This window comes from Devosia sp. (assembly GCF_028290645.1).
Taxonomy (GTDB): Bacteria; Pseudomonadota; Alphaproteobacteria; order Rhizobiales; family Devosiaceae; genus Devosia_A.
Genome location: NZ_JAQGJL010000223.1, coordinates 1 through 17,746, shown reverse-complemented (window position 1 = coordinate 17,746; position 17,746 = coordinate 1). Strand labels below are relative to the sequence as shown.

Below are 17,746 nucleotides of genomic sequence, written 5' to 3'. Positions count from 1 at the left end.
ATCGCCATGGCGATCGCGATGCGGCCCAAACTGCTGATCGCCGATGAGCCGACGACTGCCCTCGACGTGACGACGCAGGCACAGATCCTGAAGCTCTTGCAGAAACTCGTCGACGAGGACGGCATGGGAATGATGTTCATCACCCATGATCTCGGCGTGGTGGCCGGGCTCGCCGACAAGGTGTCGATCATGCGGGCCGGCGAGGTGGTGGAGTCGGGGCCGACGGTGGCGCTGTTCCGCAACCTCAGGCATCCCTACTCGAAGGCACTGTTCGAGGCCTCCTCGCATGTGCCGCCGCGGGTGCCGCCGGCGGTGACGGGGGGCACGCCGGTGCTCAAGGTGGACGATGTGGTGCGCGAGTATCCACTGCCGCGGCGCGGGCTGTTCGGCAAGCAGCAGGTGCTGCGGGCGGTGGATGGCGCGAGCCTCAGGATCGAGAAGGGCGAGAATGTCGGGCTGGTGGGCGAGTCCGGGTCCGGCAAATCGACCCTGGCGCGGGCCATCATGGCGCTGGAGCCGATCCAGGGCGGGCGGATCGCCATTGCCGGGGACCCGATCGATCCGAAGAAGGGCGCAAGCTTTGCGACGCGCCGACAGCTGCAGGTCGTATTCCAAGACCCCTATGGCAGCTTCAACCCACGCCATCGCGTCGACCGGCTGGTGAGCGAGCCGTTCCATCTGCTCGGTTCGGCGGCGCCGACCGGGGTGGAGCGGGAGAAGCGGATCGCGCGGGCGCTGGAGGAGGTGGGGCTCTCGGCAGCGGACGGCGAAAAGTACGTGCACGAATTCTCGGGCGGGCAGCGCCAGCGCATCGCGATTGCGCGGGCGCTGATCATCGAGCCGAGCCTGATCATCCTCGATGAGGCCGTGTCGGCATTGGACGTATCAGTGCGGGCGCAGGTGCTGGACCTGCTCGCCGATCTGTCGGATCGACTGCAGGTGAGCTACCTGTTCATCTCGCACGATCTGGCCGTGGTGCGATCGATTACCGACCGGGTGCTGGTGATGCGAGCGGGTAAGATCGTCGAGGAGGGGGCGACCGAAGAGGTGTTCCGCGCGCCGAAACACCCCTACACGCAGGAGCTGCTGGCGGCGACGCCTAACCTCGAAGCGGCACTTGCGGCGAGGGAGGACGAAGGCGTATTCCCTCACCCATGAACGACATGACACCCCCGCTGAACCTCTGGTTCGACCCGTCAAAGTGCTTCATCGGTGGCCACTGGGTCACCCCCACCGGCGGGCAGACCCTGCCCATCGAGAACCCCTCGACCGGCGAGACCATCGCGCAGCTCGCACGCGGCACTGCGGCCGACGTGGACGCCGCCGTCGCCGCTGCGCGCGGGGCCTATCGCGGCGAGTGGGGCAGGACGCCTGCTTTCGAACGTGGTCGCCTGCTGATGAAGATGTCACGCATGGTGCTCGAGCGCGCCGACGAGCTGGCGCGGCTCGAAGCGATCGATGTCGGCAAGCCGTTGAAGCAGGCCAAGGCCGACGCCATCACGCTCGCCCGATATCTCGAGTTTTTCGGCGGGGCGGCCGACAAGTTCATGGGCGAGACCATCCCCTATCAACCGGGCTACACGGTCTACACCCTGCGCCAGCCACACGGTGTCACCGGGCACATCCTGCCCTGGAACTATCCGATGCAGATGGTCGGCCGGTCGATCGGCGCGGCCTTGGCCACGGGGAATGCCGCGGTGCTGAAGCCGGCCGAGGAAGCCTGCCTCACGGCGCTCGCCTTCGCCGCTATCGCCGATGAAGCCGGCCTGCCCAAGGGTGCGTTCAACGTGGTCCCCGGGCTCGGCGAAGAGGTGGGGGCGGCGCTCAGCAGCCATCCCGGGGTCGACCATATCTCATTTACCGGCTCGGTCGCCGTGGGCATGCTGGTTCAGGCCGCTGCGGCGAAGAACGTCGTTCCGGTGACGCTGGAGCTGGGCGGAAAGTCGCCGCAGATCGTCTTCGCCGATGCCGATCTCGAGCGCGCGCTGCCTTTCCTCGTCAACGGAGGCATGCAGAACGCCGGCCAGACCTGCTCGGCTGCCTCACGAATCCTTGTCCAGCGGCAGATCGCCGACGAGGTCGTTGCCCGCATGTCGGAGCGCTATCGCGCGCTAAAGGTTGGCCCGGCGATGAGCGACTTCGACATCGGCCCGCTCGTCTCCGGCCGCCAGCAGCAGATCGTCGAGGGCTTCCTCGGCAGGATCGCTCCCGGCCGCATCGCGGCTCGCACCAAGCTTCCGGCCGACCTGCCGCCGGGCGGCCATTTCGTCGCCCCGGCGCTTGTCGCCGACATTGCCCCGAGCCACAGCCTCGCCCGCGACGAGATTTTCGGGCCGGTGCAGGTGGTGCTTCCCTTCGACAGCGAGGAGGAGGCGATCAGCATTGCAAATGGCACGGACTATGGCCTCATCGCCGGCGTCTGGAGCGCGGACGGAGGGCGCCAGATGCGCCTTGCTCGGGATATCCGTGCCGGGCAGGTGTTCATCAACAATTACGGCGCCGGCGGCGGCGTCGAGCTGCCCTTCGGCGGGGTCGGCAAATCCGGCCACGGCCGTGAGAAGGGTTTCGAGTCGCTGTATGGATTCACCGTGGTCAAGACCGTGGCAGCATGGCACGGCTGAGCGCCCCTCAGCCGTCTCGGCCTGCGGCTGATCCACCCTCTCTCCCCGGCGGGGAGGGGAGTACCGACGGCAACGTCGGCGTTCTGTTCTTCTCCCCGTGGGGGAGAAGGTGGCGCGGCAGCGCCGGATAAGGGGCTTTGAATGAGACTATCGGGCAAGACCGCCATCGTCACCGGCGGAGCGTCGGGGTTCGGCGCGGGGATCGTGCGCAAGTTCGTGGCCGAGGGTGCACGGGTGATGATCGCTGATATCAACGGCGAGGCCGCCGAGGCGCTGGCGAAGGAACTGGGCGCCAAGGCGCAGCAGGTCGACGTGAGCAAGGACGAGAGCGTCAACGGCTTGGCGGCGGCGGCGCTGATGGCGTTCGGCAAGCTCGACATCCTCGTCAACAATGCCGGCGTTTCGCACCTTCCGGCGGCGCTCGACGATATCTCGGAGGCTGATTTCGACCGCGTCTTCGCGGTGAACATGAAGTCCGTCTACCTGACCGCCCGGCACCTGGTGCCGCATATGAAGGCCAACCGGAAGGGGGCGATCCTCAACGTCGCCTCGACCGCCGCGGTGAGCCCGCGGCCGCGGCTCAGCTGGTACAACGCGTCGAAGGGCTGGATGGTGACGGCGACCAAATCGATGGCGGTGGAGCTGGCGCCGCTCGGCGTGCGGGTCAACGCTATCAACCCGGTGGCAGGCGAGACGCCGTTGCTCAAGACCTTCATGGGCGAGGATACGCCGGAGATTCGGGCAAAGTTCCTCGCGACCATACCGCTCGGGCGCTTCTCGACGCCGGAGGATATGGGGAACGCGGCGTGCTTCCTCTGTTCGGACGAGGCTTCGATGATCACCGGCGTGGCGCTCGAGGTGGATGGCGGGCGGGTGATATAGGACCCGGAGGGCTCAGTCCTCCTCGCGCAGGAACGCGTCGATCGCATCCGCCGCCGCCCGCGGTGCCTCCCGGTGGATGGAGTGCGCGACATTGGGAATGGTGACGTACTGCGTCCCCGGCACGGCCCGGTGCAGCTCCGTCACGGCCGACTGAGGGGCGAGCAGGTCGAGATCGCCAGAGATCGCGAGGACCTCGCACGCAACCCGGGAGAAATCGATGGCCGGGGCCCGGTCGATCGCGGCCACCTGCCGGGCGAAGTCGCCGGGGGATTGGCGGAACTGGTAGGCGGTGGACGCGGCGGCGGCTGCGGCGACGTTGGCTTCGTCGGCGAAGAACGGGGTCGAGAACAGCCATTGGAAGAGCAGCCGGAACCAGTCGGTCGGCGGCACGGTGAAGTAGAGCCGAGACATGTCGCGGAGCAGGACACGCTCCTTGCCCGAGAGGGTGCCTGCCCCCATCGTCACAAGACGCGAGACCTTCTCTGGGTGGTTGGCGGCGAGGGCGAGGCCGAGGAAGCCGCCGAGGGAGTGGCCCACCACATCGATCGGGCCGAGCCCGAGATGGTCGAGCAGCGCGGCACAGTCGGAGATCATCTCGGTGAGTTCGACCGGCCCATCGACCCTGGTCTGGCCGGAGGCGCGGTTGTCGATGAGGATCAACTGCCGATCGGGCAGGAGCGGCAGCAGTGGTTCCCAGCTGGCGCCGTCACTCGCGGTTCCGGCGATCAGCAGCAGCGGTCTGCCCTGGCCGAGGATTTCGTAGTGGACCGAGGCGCGACCGTTCTGGAACTGCGGCATGCTGGTTTCTCGATCTTATTTGCTAGGCCGCAGCGTGGACAGGCTCGGCGCGGAGGCTATATTTGACCCATTGAGCAAAGCGGCATTGCGAACATGGCACAGGATGCCCTCGGAAATGAAGTGAGCCGCGCCGAGCGCGCGACGCTTCAGGGGATCGACGATTTCGTCACCGGTTTTCTCGGCTACGAGAAGAAGGCGGGCAACATTGTCACGGCGGCCGATGGCGAGCCGGATTCGGTGCTGGCCAACACCTATGCCGGCTTCACCTGGATGTTCCTCGAGGCCGAGGGCGCCAAGCGCGTGGCGTCGGGCTACCTGCAGCGCGCCGAAGCGGCTGCCGAAGGGGCGAACGAGCGCGAGCGGATGCTGCTTAGGCAGCTCGAGCGCTGGATTGCCGACGACGTGCCGGCGGTGCAGGCGATCGGCGACGAGATCGTGGCGCGCTATCCGCGCGATCTCGCCTCGGTGAAACTGCACCAGTATTTCAGCTTCAACCGCGGCGATGCGCGCAACATGCTGCGGATCGCCAAGGCGGCGGAGGCGGCGAACCCGGAGAGCCCGCATCTCCACGGCATGCTGGCCTTCGGCTATGAGCAGATGCACGACCTCGAAACCGCGGAGCTCGAGGCGCGGCTGGCGCTGCGGCTCAAGACCAAGGAGCCATGGGCGCAGCATGCGCTGGCGCATGTGATGCTGGGGACCGGGCGGGTAGAGGAGGGGGTGCAGTTCCTAGCGGAGGCACAGGCGACCTGGGTGGACCTCAACTCGTTCATGTACACGCACAACTGGTGGCACAAGGCGCTGTTCCACATCAGCCAGGGCGACAACGCCGCGGTGTTCGACGCCTATGACAACCACGTCTGGGGGATCGAGCCGGGCTATTCGCAGGACCAGGTCGGCGCGGTGTCGCTGCTGGCGCGGATGGAGGTCGCCGGCATGGATGTCGGCAACCGCTGGGAGGATGTGGCGGACCACATGCGGGGCAGGGGGCACGACACCATCCAGCCGTTCCTGACGCTGCAGTATCTCTACGGGCTGGCGCGGGCCGATCGGGCGGAGGCGGACGAACTGATGCGGGCGGTGGAGGAGAAGGCGGCGAGGTCGACGGCGTTCGACCGGGTGGTGTGGCGGGAAGTGGCACTGCCGGCGGCGCGTGGGATGCTGGCGCATGCGCGGGGCGACCATGCGGCGGCGGCGAAGTGGCTATCGGTGGCGAATCCACGGATGACTGAGATCGGCGGCAGCCACGCGCAGCGCGACCTGTTCGGGCAATTGTTGCTCGATGCACACCTGAAGCTCGGCAACTGGGCGATCGCGCAGCAGATGCTGGAGATGCGGCGGACTTGGGACCCGGATGGCGTGCCGGTGAACGCTGCCCTGGCACTGGTGAACGAGCGGCTGGGAGCGGCTGCGTAGACAACGAGAAGGAGCCCGGATGAAAACCGGACCGCGCAATCTGATCACCGACGTGGAGGGGCTCCGGGTCGGCAATTCCGAAGATCACCGCATCAAGACCGGCTCGACCGTGCTGGTGGCGGATCGGCCGTTCCGGGCTTCGGTCGACGTGATGGGCGGTTCGCCCGGGTCGCGCGAGACGGAACTGCTGGCGCCGGACAAGCTGGTCGAGGAAGTGGATGCGCTGGTGCTCTCGGGCGGCTCGGCCTTCGGGCTCGATGCAGCGTCCGGGGTGAGCGACGGGCTGCGGAAGATGGGGCGAGGCTTCAAGGTCGAGAGGGCCACAGTGCCGATCGTGCCGGGGGCGATCATCTTCGACCTGCTCAACAATGGCGACAAGGACTGGGACGAGAACCCGTACCGCGCGCTCGGCCTAACGGCGCTGGCGAATGCCGGGGTCGATTTTGCGCTCGGCACTGCGGGAGCCGGCGTCGGGGCGCTGACGGCGAACCTCAAGGGCGGGCTGGGCTCGGCTTCGCTGGTGATCCCGGGCGGATTCACCGTCGGGGCATTGGTGGTGGCCAATCCTACCGGCAGCGTCACGATGGGCGACAGCCGGCACTTCTGGGCCGCGCCGTTCGAGGTGGATGGCGAGTTCGGCGGCCTTGGGCCACTGGCGGCACCCATGGACTTCGAGCAGACGGCGCGTTCGAAGCGCGACTGGGTGAGCCCGATCGCCAACACCACGATCGCCATTGTCGCGACCGATGCGGACCTGACCAAGGCACAGCTGAAGCGCTTCGCCGTGGCGGCGCAGGACGGGATCGCGCGCGGCGCCAGCCCCGCCCATACGCAGGTCGACGGCGACCTGATCTTTTCGGTGTCGACGGGCGCGCGACCCATCACGACGCCGGTGCTGAATGCGCTGCAGCTGGGGCATGCGGCGGCGGTTTGCCTGAGCCGGGCGATGGCGCGGGCGATCTATCTCGCGACGCCGGCGCCGGGGGATCCGGTGCCGACCTGGCGGGAGAAGTGGGGGGCTGATCCCTCAGGGGGCGCTTGCGGCTGACACCGGCTCAGCTTTCACGTGGTAGCAGAAGTTGCACATGCCATCGCCGTTCATGCAGGTCTTGGTGCGCTCGAGCCTCAGGCCGAGCTCGTCGGCCATGGCGAAGTCGCCGTTGCAGATCAGCAGTTCGCCCAAGTCGCGGGCGCCGATCTGCTCCATGAACTCGGCATAATCGCAGTGGTTCACTTGGTTGCGCAGCAGCGTGTCGGTCTGCTCGAGCGTCTCAAATTCGTAGCGCACGCCTTCGCCGAAGCCCGCGAACTCCGTGGCGAGCGTAGGGATATCGAGCAGCGCCCCGCGTTGCGCGACCATCGCCCGGTTGGCCTTGTCGAGCGCCTCGCGCACCAACGCGTGTGCCCGTTCCTTGCCCAGCGTCGCCTCCATGGCGCGGACCAGCGGGATCTGGGCCTGGACCTGCAGAGTTATGCGTTCGAACGGCGTCATGGGATGGTCTCCGAAATCGTGCGATGATGCCAGCATCGGCCCGATGCGGAAACCCACTGGGACGCATCGCCGTGGGTGAAGCCAACAGGGAGAGACCTATGTTCGCCGACCGCAAAGCCACCACCATGCTACCCGCCAAGGATATCGAGCGCGCTGTCGCCTGGTATGCCGACAAACTGGGACTGAAGCCTGTGAGCCAGGAAGACTACGGCGCCAACTACCAGTTGAACGGGGGGACGGTGTTTCTGTACAAGTCGGACTTTGCCGGCACGGCCCAGCACACGCTCATCACCTTCGACAGCCCAGACCTCGACGCCGACATGCGGGCGATGCGCGGCAAGGGCATAGTGTTCCTGGACTACGACCTGCCGGACCTGAAGACAGAGAATGGTGTCGCCACCTTCGGCCAGGTCAAGAACGCGTGGACCAAGGACTCCGAGGGCAACATTCTCGGCTTCGTTCAGGGCATGTAGCTACTTCTTGCAGCGGAACACGGTCGCCGGCTTTCCCTCGCCGGCGGCGATGCGGATGCCTTCGCCTGTCGGCCCGAAGATCGGGGTAAAGGAGAGCTTTTGGCTGCCGCAGGAGGTGCTGAATGTGCCGTCCTTGTTGTCGGTCAGCGCGATCTCGCAGCTCTTGGCGCCGACGGCGTAGCTTGCTGCTGAGACGACGGTGAGCGAGGTGGCATCACTACAGCCCGATGCGTCGGCGGCCCAGCTGCCGATCAGCGGGCGGGCGCCTGCCGGGAGCTTTGCCGTTGCGGCGGTTGCCTTGGGCGGCGTGACCTTGGCAGTAGTTGTCGCCGCGGCCTTGTCGGCTGGCGCCTTCGGGGTGTTGCTGTCGCAGGCAGCGAGGAGCGGGACGGCGAGGAGCAGGCAAAGCGGCAAAATGCGCATCGGCGAATCCGGTGTCGTTGCTATTGTGCCACCGGTGCGCCCTCATTGCGGCGCGATTGTGCAATGGAGTGATCTAGTTTGGCCGTGCCGCAGATCTTTGTGGATGCCGATGCCTCGCCGGTGAAGGACGAGGTGCTGCGCGTCGCCGGGCGGCATGGTCTCGTGACGACATTCGTTGCCAATTTCGGGCTGCGGCCGTCGCGCGATCCGATGATCCGCAACGTGATGGTGCCGCAGGGCGCCGATGCGGCGGACGACTGGATCGTCGAGCACGCCGGAGCGAACGACCTGGTGGTGACCTCGGACATTCCGCTGGCCAGCCGGGCGCTGAAGAACGGGGCGATCGTCCTGGGTCCGACCGGCAAACCGTTCACCGAGCACTCGATCGGCATGGCGCTCGCCATGCGCGAACTGAACCAGCACCTGCGCGAGACCGGTGAGAGCAAGGGCTACAACGCCGGGTTCACCGCCAGGGACCGCGCCAACTTCCTCCACGAATTCGACGCGGCGGTGCAGCGGGCCAAGCGGCAGGCCGGCTGAGACCGAAGTCGCACGGGAATGTGCAGGGTGCTCTTGAAAGAGGCGGCAATCTGCGCTTCAAACGTGCACCGTTTTCCCGCCCGAGTACTCCAGCCTTGCGCCGTCTTCTCCATTTCATCCACCGGCACGAGCCGCGCGGCCAGACGCTTTCGCACCTGAAATCCGGCATCGGGGCGATCGTGGCCATGACGCTGGTGGGCGGCCTCGCCGCCTGGACCGGGCTGCCGATGCTCCTGGCGCCGTTCGGGGCGACGGCCGTGCTCCTGTTCGGGCAGGCCGAGAGCCCGCTGGCCCAACCGGCCAACATCTTCGGCGGCTATCTGGTGGCGGCGGCGATCAGCGTGGGCATGCTGGCGCTAGCGCCCTCGGCCTGGTGGATCGCCACCATCGCTGTGGGGCTGGTGATCGCGGCGATGCTGCTGCTGCGCGTGACCCATCCGCCGGCGGGGGCCGTGCCGCTGGTGGCCTTCTCGACCCACATGCATGCCGAGATGCTGTTCTTGACGGTGACGGCAGGCGCAGCCTGCCTCGTGGCGGTGGCGCTCGTGCACCACCGGCTGCCGCCGCGCGTTACCTATCCGCGCCGGCCGGGCTAGCGCCGGTCGGCAGCAGTCCCCCGTCGATGATGTCGCGGATTTCCGCCGCGACCAGGTCGAGGATGCCGTGGATGGCGCGGCAGGCGCGCTGCTCGTCGGCCGCCACGATGGCGTCGGCGAGTTCGCGGTGCGGCGGGAACGAAGCGAGACCGAAATCGTCGCGGCCGAACGGCGACTCGCTCGAGCGCTCCAGCGCCTCGTCGAGGCGGCTGAGGATATGGCCGAACATCGGATTGCCCGATGCGTCGTAGATCGCGCTGTGGAATGCCGAGTCCGCCTTGTGCCAGTTGCGGCGGGCATCAACCTCGACCAGCAATTCGTCGCAAAGGCGGGCGATCTCGCTGCGCTGCGTGGGGGCGGCCTTGACGGTGGCCATGCGGACCACGTCGTTCTCGAGCGCCCGGCGGACCTCGATGAGGCGAAGCAGGGCCTCGCCCTCAAGCCGGATCATGGTGGGAACCAGGCTCTTCGAGGTCTGGATGCGGGCGGCGAGGTAAGTGCCGTCGCCGCGGCGGCGCCTGATGATGCCAAGGCCCTCCCAGCGGTTGAGGGCCTCGCGAATGGTCGACCGGCCGACGCCGAGCGTCGTCGCCAGCGCCACCTCGGGGGGCAGGCGATCGCCGACCACGAGGCCGGCGCGGTCGATCATGTCGGCGAGCGCATCCAGCACGGCAACCCCGCGCGTCCGGGTTTCAAGCGGTTCGAGATAGCTCAGGGCCCCGTTCCGTGTCACGTCCGCTCCTCCGGCTACCGCTTGCCGTGTCGCACTTTCAGCACACTTGGCGGGCTTTGTCAGCCGTGCTGACGCGCCAGCTCCGGCCTCCGCTCCAGATCGAGAAGTTCGGTGAGCGCCCCGATCAGTGTGTCCATCTGCGCCTTCGAGTTGTAGCCCTGCACCGAGACGCGGACGATCGTGTGATCCTGCCACTTGAGCACTGGGAGCTCGATGGCATAGCGCGCCATCAGCGCCTTCGAAAGTTCGAGCACTTCGGTATCGGGGATCGGCATCGATACCATTTGCGGGGCGCAGAACTCGGGCGTGCTGAGCGGCGCAAGGCCGGTGAGCGCCGCGAGGCGCCGGGCGGTGTCCTGCGCCAGTTCGCGGCAGGAGGCGGCAACGCCGTCCCAGCCGTGTTCCTTGCGGAACTGGATGGCGGCGGGAACGGTCAGCCAGGCGGCGGGATCGCGCGTGCCCTGCATCTCGAGTTCGTCGATGAACGGCGAGTTGCCGAACGCGCCCTTGGCGTCGGGGAGCTTGGAGTCCGCGGTCCAGCCATGGCTGATCACTAGCGGATTGATCATGCCCTGCAGTTCCGGCCGGACGTAGAGGAAGGCCGAACCCTTGGGCGTCATCAGCCACTTGTGGCAATTGCCGGCGTAGAAATCGACGCCCATGGCATCGAGGTTCAGCGGGATATGGCCGGGTGTATGAGCACCGTCGATGACCGTCCAGATGCCGCGCTTCCGCGCCTCGAGGATCGACCGCTCGATCGGGAAGACCAGCGCGGTGGGCGACGTGATGTGGCTGAGGAACAGCACGCGCGTGCGGTCGGTGATGCCGGCGAGGACGGTCTGGGTGAACGCCTCCTCGGAGACCAGCGGCATCGGCACTTTGACCGTGACGATCTTCGCGCCGGTGCGGCGCGCGACATAGGCCCAGGTCTTTTCGAGGGCCGAATACTCGTGGTCCGTCGTCAGAATCTCGTCGCCTTCCTTGAGATCGAGCGACTGGGCGACGATGTTGAGCCCTTCGGTGGCGTTGACGAGGCCGACGATCTTGTCGGGGCCGGTGCCGAGGAAGGCCGAGAGAGCCACACGCGGCACGCGCATCCGCTCGGTCAGGTCGCGGCCGAGGAAGGCGACGGGCTGGCGCTCGAGTTCGAGCTGCCAGGCCTGGTAGGTCTCGAACACGGGCCGCGGGCAGGCGCCGAAAGAGCCGTGATTGAGAAAGACGACATCGTCCCGGAGGAGGAAGTGCCGCGCAAGATTGGAGGACAAGTCAGCGCCCTTTCAGTGTGGGGTCTAGTGCATCGCGCAGCCCGTCGCCGAACAGCGTGGTCGCGAGGATGGTGATGGCCAGCGCCGCGGTCGGGAAGACCGCCATGTGCCAGTAGAAGAACATGAAGTTCATGCCGGTATTGATCATCTGGCCCCAGCTCGGGGTCGGCGGCGGCACGCCGATGCCGAGGAAGCTGAGACTGGCCTCGAGCATCATGGCCATCGGGATGCAGAGCACGAACCCGATGATGATCGGCGAAATCGAGTTCGGTATGAGGTGCCGGCGGATGATGTACCAGGGGCTGGCGCCGAGCGCCTGCGCGGCGCGCACGAACTCCTTCTCGCGGAAGGCCTTCACCTGGGCGCGGACCAGGAGGCACACGCCGACCCAGCCGAACAGCGCAGCGATGAACACGATGGTCCAGAAACCGCCGCGCGTCATCGTGCCCAGCAGCATCGCCGCGAGCAGCGGCGGCACCACCGAGAACAGCTCGATGACGCGCATGATGATCCAGTCGGCCTTGCCGCCGAAATAGCCGGCGATGGCGCCTAGCGGAATGCCGACCAGCACCGAGAACAGCGCCGCGGCAAAGCCAATGCTGACCGACACGCGGGCCCCGTAGATGATGCGCGTGAAGAAGTCGCGGCCGAGATCATCGATGCCGAACCAGTGCTCGGCCGATGGGGGCGCCAGCGCCTCCGTGAGATAGGCCTGGGTATCGGGGCCGGTGCGGGTGAACAGCGGCGCTAAGATTGCGGCGAGGATGATCAGCAGCAGCACGGCGCCGGCGACCACGGCAGCCTTGTTGGCGGCGAAGCGCCGCCAGGCGAAGTAGAGCGGGCTGCGCTGGCGATATGCCGGCGCGACGGCCAGTCCGGGAGCCTGGATGTCGGTCACTGCCGGCCCTCCACACGGATACGGGGATTGAGCAGCGCATAGGCGATGTCGGACAAGAGGTAGGCGATGCAGAACATCAGCGTCACGATCAGAACCAGCGCCATTTCAAGCGGATAGTCCCGGTTCTCGATCGAAGACACGAAGAACGAGCCGAGTCCGGGAACCCGGAACATCGCCTCGACGAAGATCGAGCCGGTGGCGGTGCCTATGAACATCGGCAGGAACACCGTCACCATCGGGATCGCCGAGTTGCGCAAGACGTGCTGGAAGATGATCCGCCGCTCGCTGAGCCCCTTGGCGCGCAGCGCCGTGACGAACGGACGGTTGAGCGTGTCGAGCATCGCCGAGCGGGTGTAGCGGGCATAGGTGGCGAGCGGGATCGCCGCATAAGCTATGATCGGCAGGATCCAGCGTTCCGGCTTGCCCCAGCCACTGGCGGGCAGCCAGTTGAGCCAGACCGCGAACACGAGGATCAGCAGCATCGAGATGACGAAGACCGGGATGGTGAGCCCAAGCGTTGCGATGCCCGAGGCGATGTAGTCGATCCAGGTGTTGCGGCGCAGCGCGGCCGCCATTCCGAGCAGGATGCCCAGTGGCGCGCCGATCAGCACACCGAGCCCGCCGAGGAGCAGGCTGGGCGGCCAGGCATTGGCCAGAAGCTGCAGCACAGTTTCACCGGGGCTCTGGTAGGGAACGCCGAAATCGAGTTGCAGCACGCCCCACATGTAATTGAGGTACTGCACGTAGAGCGGCTGATCGAGGCCGAGACGCGCCATCAGCTTGGCGCGCACCGCCTCCGACAGCGGCATGTCGTTGCCGTCGAACGGCCCGCCCGGAATGGCGTGCATCATCAGGAAGACGGCGACCGAGACCACGAAGAAAGTGACCGCGATCGAGCCCAGGCGTTTGAGAATGTAGAGGATCATCGACCGGGCTCCCTCATTGCGTAACGACGGCTTCGACCAGATGGCCGGGGGCGAAGGCGACGAGTTGCGGCAGCTCCGCCGCGTCGGCATCAGCGGCGAGAGCGGAACGCGACAGGCGCGGCGTGGCATTGGCGATGTCGGCGGCGCTGAGGAAGCTCCTCAGGCGCCGGTCGCGCGGGTTGGAGACTGGAATGGCGTCGATCAGCGAGCGCGTGTAGGGGTGCTGCGGGCGGGCGAAGATCGCGGCGGTCGGCGCCTGTTCGACGACGCGGCCGCGGTACATGACCACTACCTCGTCGGTGAGCGCCCGGACCACGCTCAGGTCGTGGCTGATGAACAGCATCGAGAGGCCGAGCTGCTGCTGCAGCTGTTTCAGCAGCCCGATGATCTGGGCCTTGACGGTGACGTCCAGCGCCGAGGTCGGCTCGTCGGCCACCAGCACCGTCGGCTCGAGGATCAGCGCCCGGGCGATGGCGACGCGCTGCCGCTGCCCGCCCGACAACTCGTGCGGATAGCGCTGGCCGAAATTGCGGTCGAGACCGACCCGCTCGAGCCAGTCGAGCGCCTGCTCGGTCTGCTTGCGGTACGTGCCGACGCCATGGATGTTCAGCGGCTCGGCGACGATCTGCGCCAGCGTCATCATCGGGTCGAGCGCCGAATAGCTGTCCTGGAACACCACCTGCATGCGTCGGCGGAAGCCCTTGAGCGAGGTGTGATCGAGGGTCGAGATGTCGCTGTCATCGACCAGCACCTGGCCGTTGGTGGGCTCGATCAGCCGCATCGCCATTAGGCCCGTGGTGGTCTTGCCCGAACCGGACTCGCCGACCAGCCCAATGATCTTGTTGCGCGGCAGGACGAGGTTGACGCCCTTGACAGCCTGATGGTCGACCAGGGTGTGGAAGATCCTGCCACGGCGCTTCAGCACGAAGATCTTCGAGAGGTCGCGCAGTTCCAGCGCCGGCGCCGCACTTTGGGGCTCCTCGGCGGCGGGGGAGTTGACCACGGCGGCCTTGAGGCTGCCGAGCAATGTCTGGGTGTAGCTGTGGCGCGGGTTGTCGAAGATCTGCTCGACCGGCCCTTCCTCCATCACCTTGCCGCCATACATCACGACGACGCGGTCGACGGTTTCGGCGATGACACCCAGGTCATGGGTGATCATGATCAGCGCCATGCCGAACTCTTTCTGCAGCTGCTTGATGAGCTGCAGGATTTGCGCCTGGATGGTGACGTCCAGAGCCGTGGTCGGCTCGTCGGCGATCAGGACCTTGGGCCGGCAGGAAAGCGCCATCGCGATCATCGCGCGCTGCAGCATTCCGCCGGAAAGCTGGTGCGGGTAGTATCCGAGGACATCCCGCGCGTTCTTGATCTCGACGCGCTCGAGCAGCCTCACGGTCTCCTCGCGCGCCTCGGCCTTCGAGATCCTGCGGTGGGTACGGATCGTTTCGACGATCTGGTGCCCGATGGTGAACACCGGGTCGAACGCGGTCATCGGATCCTGAAAGATCATCGCCGCGGACTTGCCGCGGAGGGCAGACATGGTCCTGGCATTAGCGTCGAGAACATTCACGCCATCGAGCACCATGGAGTCTGCGCTCACATCGGCCGCACCGCCGAGGAGGCGCATCAACGCCATGCAGGTGACGGATTTGCCCGAACCGGACTCGCCGACAATGCCGACGCTTTCGCCCTCTTCGACATGCAGGCTGACGCCGCGGACGGCATCGACCACTCCGGCATGCTGGCGGAAGCTGACCCGCAATCCGACGATATCGACAAGTTTCATCATGCAACCTGGATAGGCGCCCGGGGGCGTCCGGCCAAAAAGAGTGGCTCCCCGGCAGTTGCCGGAGAGCCCGCGATCAGTGTTACTGCTTGGTCAGGTGGGTGTTGAAATACGCGCCGACCTGGGGCGTGAAGCCCTGCTTGTTGGGCGACGCTGCGTCGCCGCCAAGCTTGTCGCTGAACAGCATCATGGTGATCGGATGCACCAGCGGCACGATTGCGGCGTTGTCGATCAGCACCTGTTCGGCCTGGGAATAGAGCTTCACGCGCTCTTCCCACACCGGGTTGGAGTCGGCCTGCTCGACCAGCTTGTCGTAGGCATCGATATGGTAGTCGTGACGACCGCCATTGTAGAAGATCCCGAAGAAGTTGGACGGGTCGAGGTAATCGTATTCATAGGGCGCGATGAACAGGTTGTTCTTCTTGTTCAAGAGGCCATCCATCCAGTCCTTGGTCGGCATGGACTTGATCGACATGTTGATGCCGAGGACTTCCTTGAACTTGGCCTGCAGGTACTGCGACATCGGGGGCAGGATGGCGCTGTTGTAACCACCTTCTTCACGGTACCAGATCTCGACATCCGGGAAGCCCTTGCCGTCGGGGTAACCGGCCTTGGCCATGAATTCCTTGGCCTTGGCCGGGTCGTACACGGCCTGGGCGGCGATTTCCGGATTGTAGCCCGGGTAGCCGGGAGTGAGGATCGAGCCGGCTGGAACAGCGATGTTCTTGAGCACGGTCGAGGTCAGTTCGTTCCGGTCGACGGCGTAGTACATGGCCTTGCGCACGTCGACATTGTCGAAGGGCGGGGAGTTGAGGTCGAACGAGATGTAGGAGACCGCGAACACGGCGTTCTTGCGGATCTGGTCGGCGAAACGCTGCTCGGCGACCGGGATCTGCCCGGCGTTCAGGCCGGTCATGTCGACATCGCCCGCCATGTAAGCGGTCATGCCGACGGCGGGATCGCCGAACGAGGGGTCGATGGTCAGTTCATCGAGCTGTGCGGGCCAGGGACCGGTATAGGTCGGGCTCTTGGCGAGGACCACGGCGTTGTTGGTTTTCACCCAGCTCTTGAGGATGAACGGGCCGGATGTGATCACCGTGTCGATATTGGTTGCCCAGTCGTCGCCGTATTTGTCCCATTGGTGCTTGGGCACCGGGTACCACAGGCTCACGACGCTCGGCAGGTAGGGCTTGGGGGCGTTGGTGGTGACTTCGATGGTCTTGTCGTCGACGGCCTTGAGGCCGAGGGTCGAAACGTCCGCCTTGCCTTCCGTCACTTCCTTCCAGTTCTTGATCCCGCCGGCAAAGTCCCAGTACCAGGCGAAATCGTAGCCGCTGGTCGCGGCGCGCTGCAGCGCGAAGACGTAGTCGGTCGAGGTCAGCGGCTGGCCGTCGCTCCACACGAGGCCGTCGCGCAGCTTGAAGGTCCAGGTCAGGCCATCGGCGGACTGCGTCCAGCTCTCGGCGGCAAGGCCGGTGAGGGTGAAGTCCTTGTCGAAGCTGGTCAGCGGCACCTGAAGCGATTCCGACCCGGTGGCGCGGGCGTAAACCGTCTTCATGTAGTCCATGTAGGTGCCGGTCGATGACTGGCCAGGCGACACGATACTGCCTTGGGCCAACGCGGGCGCGGATAATCCGGCCATCGCTACCAGCGCACCTGCGAATTTCAGCAGTGCGTTCATAAAAAGCTCCCTCCTTGTTGCAGAGCTAGTTGCTTGACGTCCCCTGTGCCCGGGCGGAACCTCGGCGTACCGTGCTCCGAACGGGTCTCGCATGATCGGCCGCCGGGACAGACGCCCTGCCGGAAGCCGGTTTCAAGCCGCTCGTCTTCCCCTCGCGATCGGCCTTATGACATATGTCTGACAACTCCGGGTTGGGTTGGCAAGGCGTTTGTCGCCTCAGATGACAAGGTTGACATCGTTCAGCCGACGGTCACCGCCGGCCGCCGAACAGGCTGCGGGCGGCGTGGGCAATGGCCGCGGCGTCTATGCCGAAATGGCGGTAGAGGTCCGTGACAGTGCCGGTCTGGCCGAAATGCTCGACCCCCAGCGTGATGGCGCGGTGGCCCCGGACACTGCCGAGCCAGCCGAGCGTCGCCGGGTGGCCGTCGATGGCGGTTACGAGCGCCGCACTATCTGGCGCCTGGGCGAGGAGCGCCTCGATATGGCAGGTGGCATCGAGAGCGCCGTGTAGGCGCGCCCGCTGCGCACCGTGCCAGCCCGCGTTGAGCCGATCCGCGGAGGTGATGGCGAGCACCGCGACGTTGCGTCGGTCGCCGCCGACCATGCCCGCGGCAGTGATGGCCTCACTGGCGAGCACGCCTTGATAAGCGATGATCGCCTCGCAATTGGGTGTCGGGGGCAGCAGCCAGTAGCCGCCGCGGATGATGTCGTTGGCGAGGGCTGCGTCGATCTGGCGCGGCGGCTGCTCGATGCTGCGGGTCGAGAGGCGGAGATAGACCGAGCCGCCCGAGACGTCGCGCGGCCAGTCGGCGAGATCGGCGCGGTCGCTGCCGTCGCGCTGCATGTAGTCGAAGGCCCAGTCGATGATCACCGCCAGTTCGTCGGCGAAGGCGGGCTCGAATGAGGCCAGCCCATCCTGCGCCATGCCGATCAGCGGGGTGCCGACCGACTGGTGCGCGCCGCCTTCACCGGCAAGCGAAACGCCGGACGGGGTGGCGACGAGGAGGAAGCGGGCGTCCTGATAGCAGGCATAGTTCAGGGCATCGAGGCCGCGGGCGATGAATGGGTCGTAGAGCGTCCCCACCGGCAGGAGGCGCTCGCCGAACAGCGAGTGGCTGAGCCCGGCGGCGCCGAGCAGCAGGAAGAGGTTCATCTCGGCGATACCGAGCTCGATGTGCTGGCCGTCGGGCGTGAACTGCCACTTCTGCGCGCTCGGGAT

Annotated in this window: 17 protein-coding genes and 1 pseudogene; 8 read left to right on the top strand and 10 right to left on the bottom strand. The window is 66.4% G+C overall.

Annotated elements, in window-relative coordinates:
- The 3 genes from JWQ89_RS12750 to JWQ89_RS12740 form a co-directional block, all read left to right on the top strand.
- Window positions 1-1,158 (top strand): ABC transporter ATP-binding protein (locus JWQ89_RS12750; protein ID WP_299641584.1); only part of this gene is annotated, 1,158 nt, incomplete at its 5' end.
- 5 nt (window positions 1,159-1,163) lie between these two features.
- Window positions 1,164-2,621, top strand: a complete 1,458-nt coding sequence (locus JWQ89_RS12745; protein WP_299641587.1) for an aldehyde dehydrogenase family protein — start codon at window positions 1,164-1,166, stop codon at window positions 2,619-2,621.
- 141 nt (window positions 2,622-2,762) lie between these two features.
- A complete protein-coding gene (locus tag JWQ89_RS12740; protein WP_299641583.1) occupies window positions 2,763-3,503 on the top strand; it encodes an SDR family oxidoreductase in 741 nt (246 codons plus the stop codon).
- Between the two features lie 12 nt (window positions 3,504-3,515).
- Here JWQ89_RS12740 and JWQ89_RS12735 read toward each other — a convergent pair whose 3' ends face one another.
- The gene (locus JWQ89_RS12735) at window positions 3,516-4,301 is read right to left on the bottom strand and encodes an alpha/beta hydrolase (RefSeq protein ID WP_299641581.1); all 786 of its coding nucleotides are present in this window, start codon (window positions 4,299-4,301) and stop codon (window positions 3,516-3,518) included.
- Window positions 4,302-4,394: 93 nt separating this feature from the next.
- On the opposite strand from JWQ89_RS12735, the gene JWQ89_RS12730 reads away from it, so the two are divergent.
- Together JWQ89_RS12730 and JWQ89_RS12725 are read left to right on the top strand one after the other, a co-directional pair.
- Window positions 4,395-5,717, top strand: coding sequence for a tetratricopeptide repeat protein (locus JWQ89_RS12730; RefSeq protein ID WP_299641578.1), 1,323 nt, complete (start codon window positions 4,395-4,397; stop codon window positions 5,715-5,717).
- Window positions 5,718-5,736: 19 nt separating this feature from the next.
- Entirely contained in the window at window positions 5,737-6,765 is a 1,029-nt protein-coding gene (locus tag JWQ89_RS12725; protein ID WP_299641575.1) for a P1 family peptidase, read from the top strand.
- Here JWQ89_RS12725 and JWQ89_RS12720 read toward each other — a convergent pair.
- Entirely contained in the window at window positions 6,745-7,209 is a 465-nt protein-coding gene (locus JWQ89_RS12720; protein ID WP_299641573.1) for an L-2-amino-thiazoline-4-carboxylic acid hydrolase, read from the bottom strand. The two genes, JWQ89_RS12725 and JWQ89_RS12720, sit on opposite strands and share 21 nt — an antisense overlap.
- 98 nt (window positions 7,210-7,307) lie before the next feature.
- Between JWQ89_RS12720 and JWQ89_RS12715 the strand changes: the two genes are divergently transcribed.
- Window positions 7,308-7,682: a VOC family protein gene (locus JWQ89_RS12715; RefSeq protein ID WP_299641571.1), complete on the top strand. Its 375-nt coding sequence runs from the start codon at window positions 7,308-7,310 to the stop codon at window positions 7,680-7,682.
- Here the strand turns inward: JWQ89_RS12715 and JWQ89_RS12710 are convergent, their stop codons facing one another.
- Window positions 7,683-8,105 (bottom strand): hypothetical protein, encoded by a 423-nt coding sequence (locus tag JWQ89_RS12710; protein WP_299641569.1) that lies wholly within the window; start codon window positions 8,103-8,105, stop codon window positions 7,683-7,685.
- A gap of 78 nt (window positions 8,106-8,183) precedes the next feature.
- On the opposite strand from JWQ89_RS12710, the gene JWQ89_RS12705 reads away from it, so the two are divergent.
- Both JWQ89_RS12705 and JWQ89_RS12700 read left to right on the top strand, forming a co-directional pair.
- Window positions 8,184-8,645 (top strand): YaiI/YqxD family protein, encoded by a 462-nt coding sequence (locus JWQ89_RS12705; protein WP_299641567.1) that lies wholly within the window; start codon window positions 8,184-8,186, stop codon window positions 8,643-8,645.
- A gap of 95 nt (window positions 8,646-8,740) precedes the next feature.
- On the top strand, window positions 8,741-9,241 hold the full coding sequence (locus tag JWQ89_RS12700; RefSeq protein WP_299641566.1) for an HPP family protein: 501 nt from the start codon (window positions 8,741-8,743) through the stop codon (window positions 9,239-9,241).
- Here the strand turns inward: JWQ89_RS12700 and JWQ89_RS12695 are convergent.
- The 7 genes and pseudogenes from JWQ89_RS12695 to JWQ89_RS12665 all read right to left on the bottom strand — a co-directional run.
- Complete coding sequence (locus tag JWQ89_RS12695; protein WP_299641563.1) at window positions 9,216-9,974, bottom strand: FCD domain-containing protein; 759 nt, start codon at window positions 9,972-9,974, stop codon at window positions 9,216-9,218. The two genes, JWQ89_RS12700 and JWQ89_RS12695, sit on opposite strands and share 26 nt — an antisense overlap.
- Window positions 9,975-10,033: 59 nt before the next feature.
- Window positions 10,034-11,239, bottom strand: coding sequence for an aminotransferase class V-fold PLP-dependent enzyme (locus tag JWQ89_RS12690; RefSeq protein WP_299641561.1), 1,206 nt, complete (start codon window positions 11,237-11,239; stop codon window positions 10,034-10,036).
- A 1-nt stretch (window position 11,240) separates the two neighbouring features.
- Window positions 11,241-12,137 (bottom strand): ABC transporter permease, encoded by an 897-nt coding sequence (locus tag JWQ89_RS12685; RefSeq protein ID WP_299641558.1) that lies wholly within the window; start codon window positions 12,135-12,137, stop codon window positions 11,241-11,243.
- Window positions 12,134-13,063: an ABC transporter permease gene (locus JWQ89_RS12680; protein WP_299641555.1), complete on the bottom strand. Its 930-nt coding sequence runs from the start codon at window positions 13,061-13,063 to the stop codon at window positions 12,134-12,136. The genes JWQ89_RS12685 and JWQ89_RS12680 overlap by 4 nt, the downstream gene beginning before the upstream one ends.
- Window positions 13,064-13,076: 13 nt before the next feature.
- Window positions 13,077-14,849 (bottom strand): ABC transporter ATP-binding protein, encoded by a 1,773-nt coding sequence (locus JWQ89_RS12675; protein WP_299641553.1) that lies wholly within the window; start codon window positions 14,847-14,849, stop codon window positions 13,077-13,079.
- Window positions 14,850-14,928: 79 nt separating this feature from the next.
- Entirely contained in the window at window positions 14,929-16,527 is a 1,599-nt protein-coding gene (locus JWQ89_RS12670) for a peptide ABC transporter substrate-binding protein (protein WP_299641550.1), read from the bottom strand.
- 250 nt (window positions 16,528-16,777) lie between these two features.
- A pseudogene (locus JWQ89_RS12665) lies at window positions 16,778-17,746 on the bottom strand (transketolase); the annotation flags it as partial.

What these genes read in the sequence shown, in the direction of transcription:
- JWQ89_RS12745 (WP_299641587.1), top strand. Translation starts at nt 1,164, where the DNA reads ATGACACCCCCGCTGAACCTCTGGTTCGACCCGTCAAAGTGCTTCATC.
- JWQ89_RS12740 (WP_299641583.1), top strand. Translation starts at nt 2,763, where the DNA reads ATGAGACTATCGGGCAAGACCGCCATCGTCACCGGCGGAGCGTCGGGG.
- JWQ89_RS12735 (WP_299641581.1), bottom strand. Translation starts at nt 4,301, where the DNA reads ATGCCGCAGTTCCAGAACGGTCGCGCCTCGGTCCACTACGAAATCCTC.
- JWQ89_RS12730 (WP_299641578.1), top strand. Translation starts at nt 4,395, where the DNA reads ATGGCACAGGATGCCCTCGGAAATGAAGTGAGCCGCGCCGAGCGCGCG.
- JWQ89_RS12725 (WP_299641575.1), top strand. Translation starts at nt 5,737, where the DNA reads ATGAAAACCGGACCGCGCAATCTGATCACCGACGTGGAGGGGCTCCGG.
- JWQ89_RS12720 (WP_299641573.1), bottom strand. Translation starts at nt 7,209, where the DNA reads ATGACGCCGTTCGAACGCATAACTCTGCAGGTCCAGGCCCAGATCCCG.
- JWQ89_RS12715 (WP_299641571.1), top strand. Translation starts at nt 7,308, where the DNA reads ATGTTCGCCGACCGCAAAGCCACCACCATGCTACCCGCCAAGGATATC.
- JWQ89_RS12710 (WP_299641569.1), bottom strand. Translation starts at nt 8,105, where the DNA reads ATGCGCATTTTGCCGCTTTGCCTGCTCCTCGCCGTCCCGCTCCTCGCT.
- JWQ89_RS12680 (WP_299641555.1), bottom strand. Translation starts at nt 13,063, where the DNA reads ATGATCCTCTACATTCTCAAACGCCTGGGCTCGATCGCGGTCACTTTC.
- JWQ89_RS12675 (WP_299641553.1), bottom strand. Translation starts at nt 14,849, where the DNA reads ATGATGAAACTTGTCGATATCGTCGGATTGCGGGTCAGCTTCCGCCAG.
- JWQ89_RS12670 (WP_299641550.1), bottom strand. Translation starts at nt 16,527, where the DNA reads ATGAACGCACTGCTGAAATTCGCAGGTGCGCTGGTAGCGATGGCCGGA.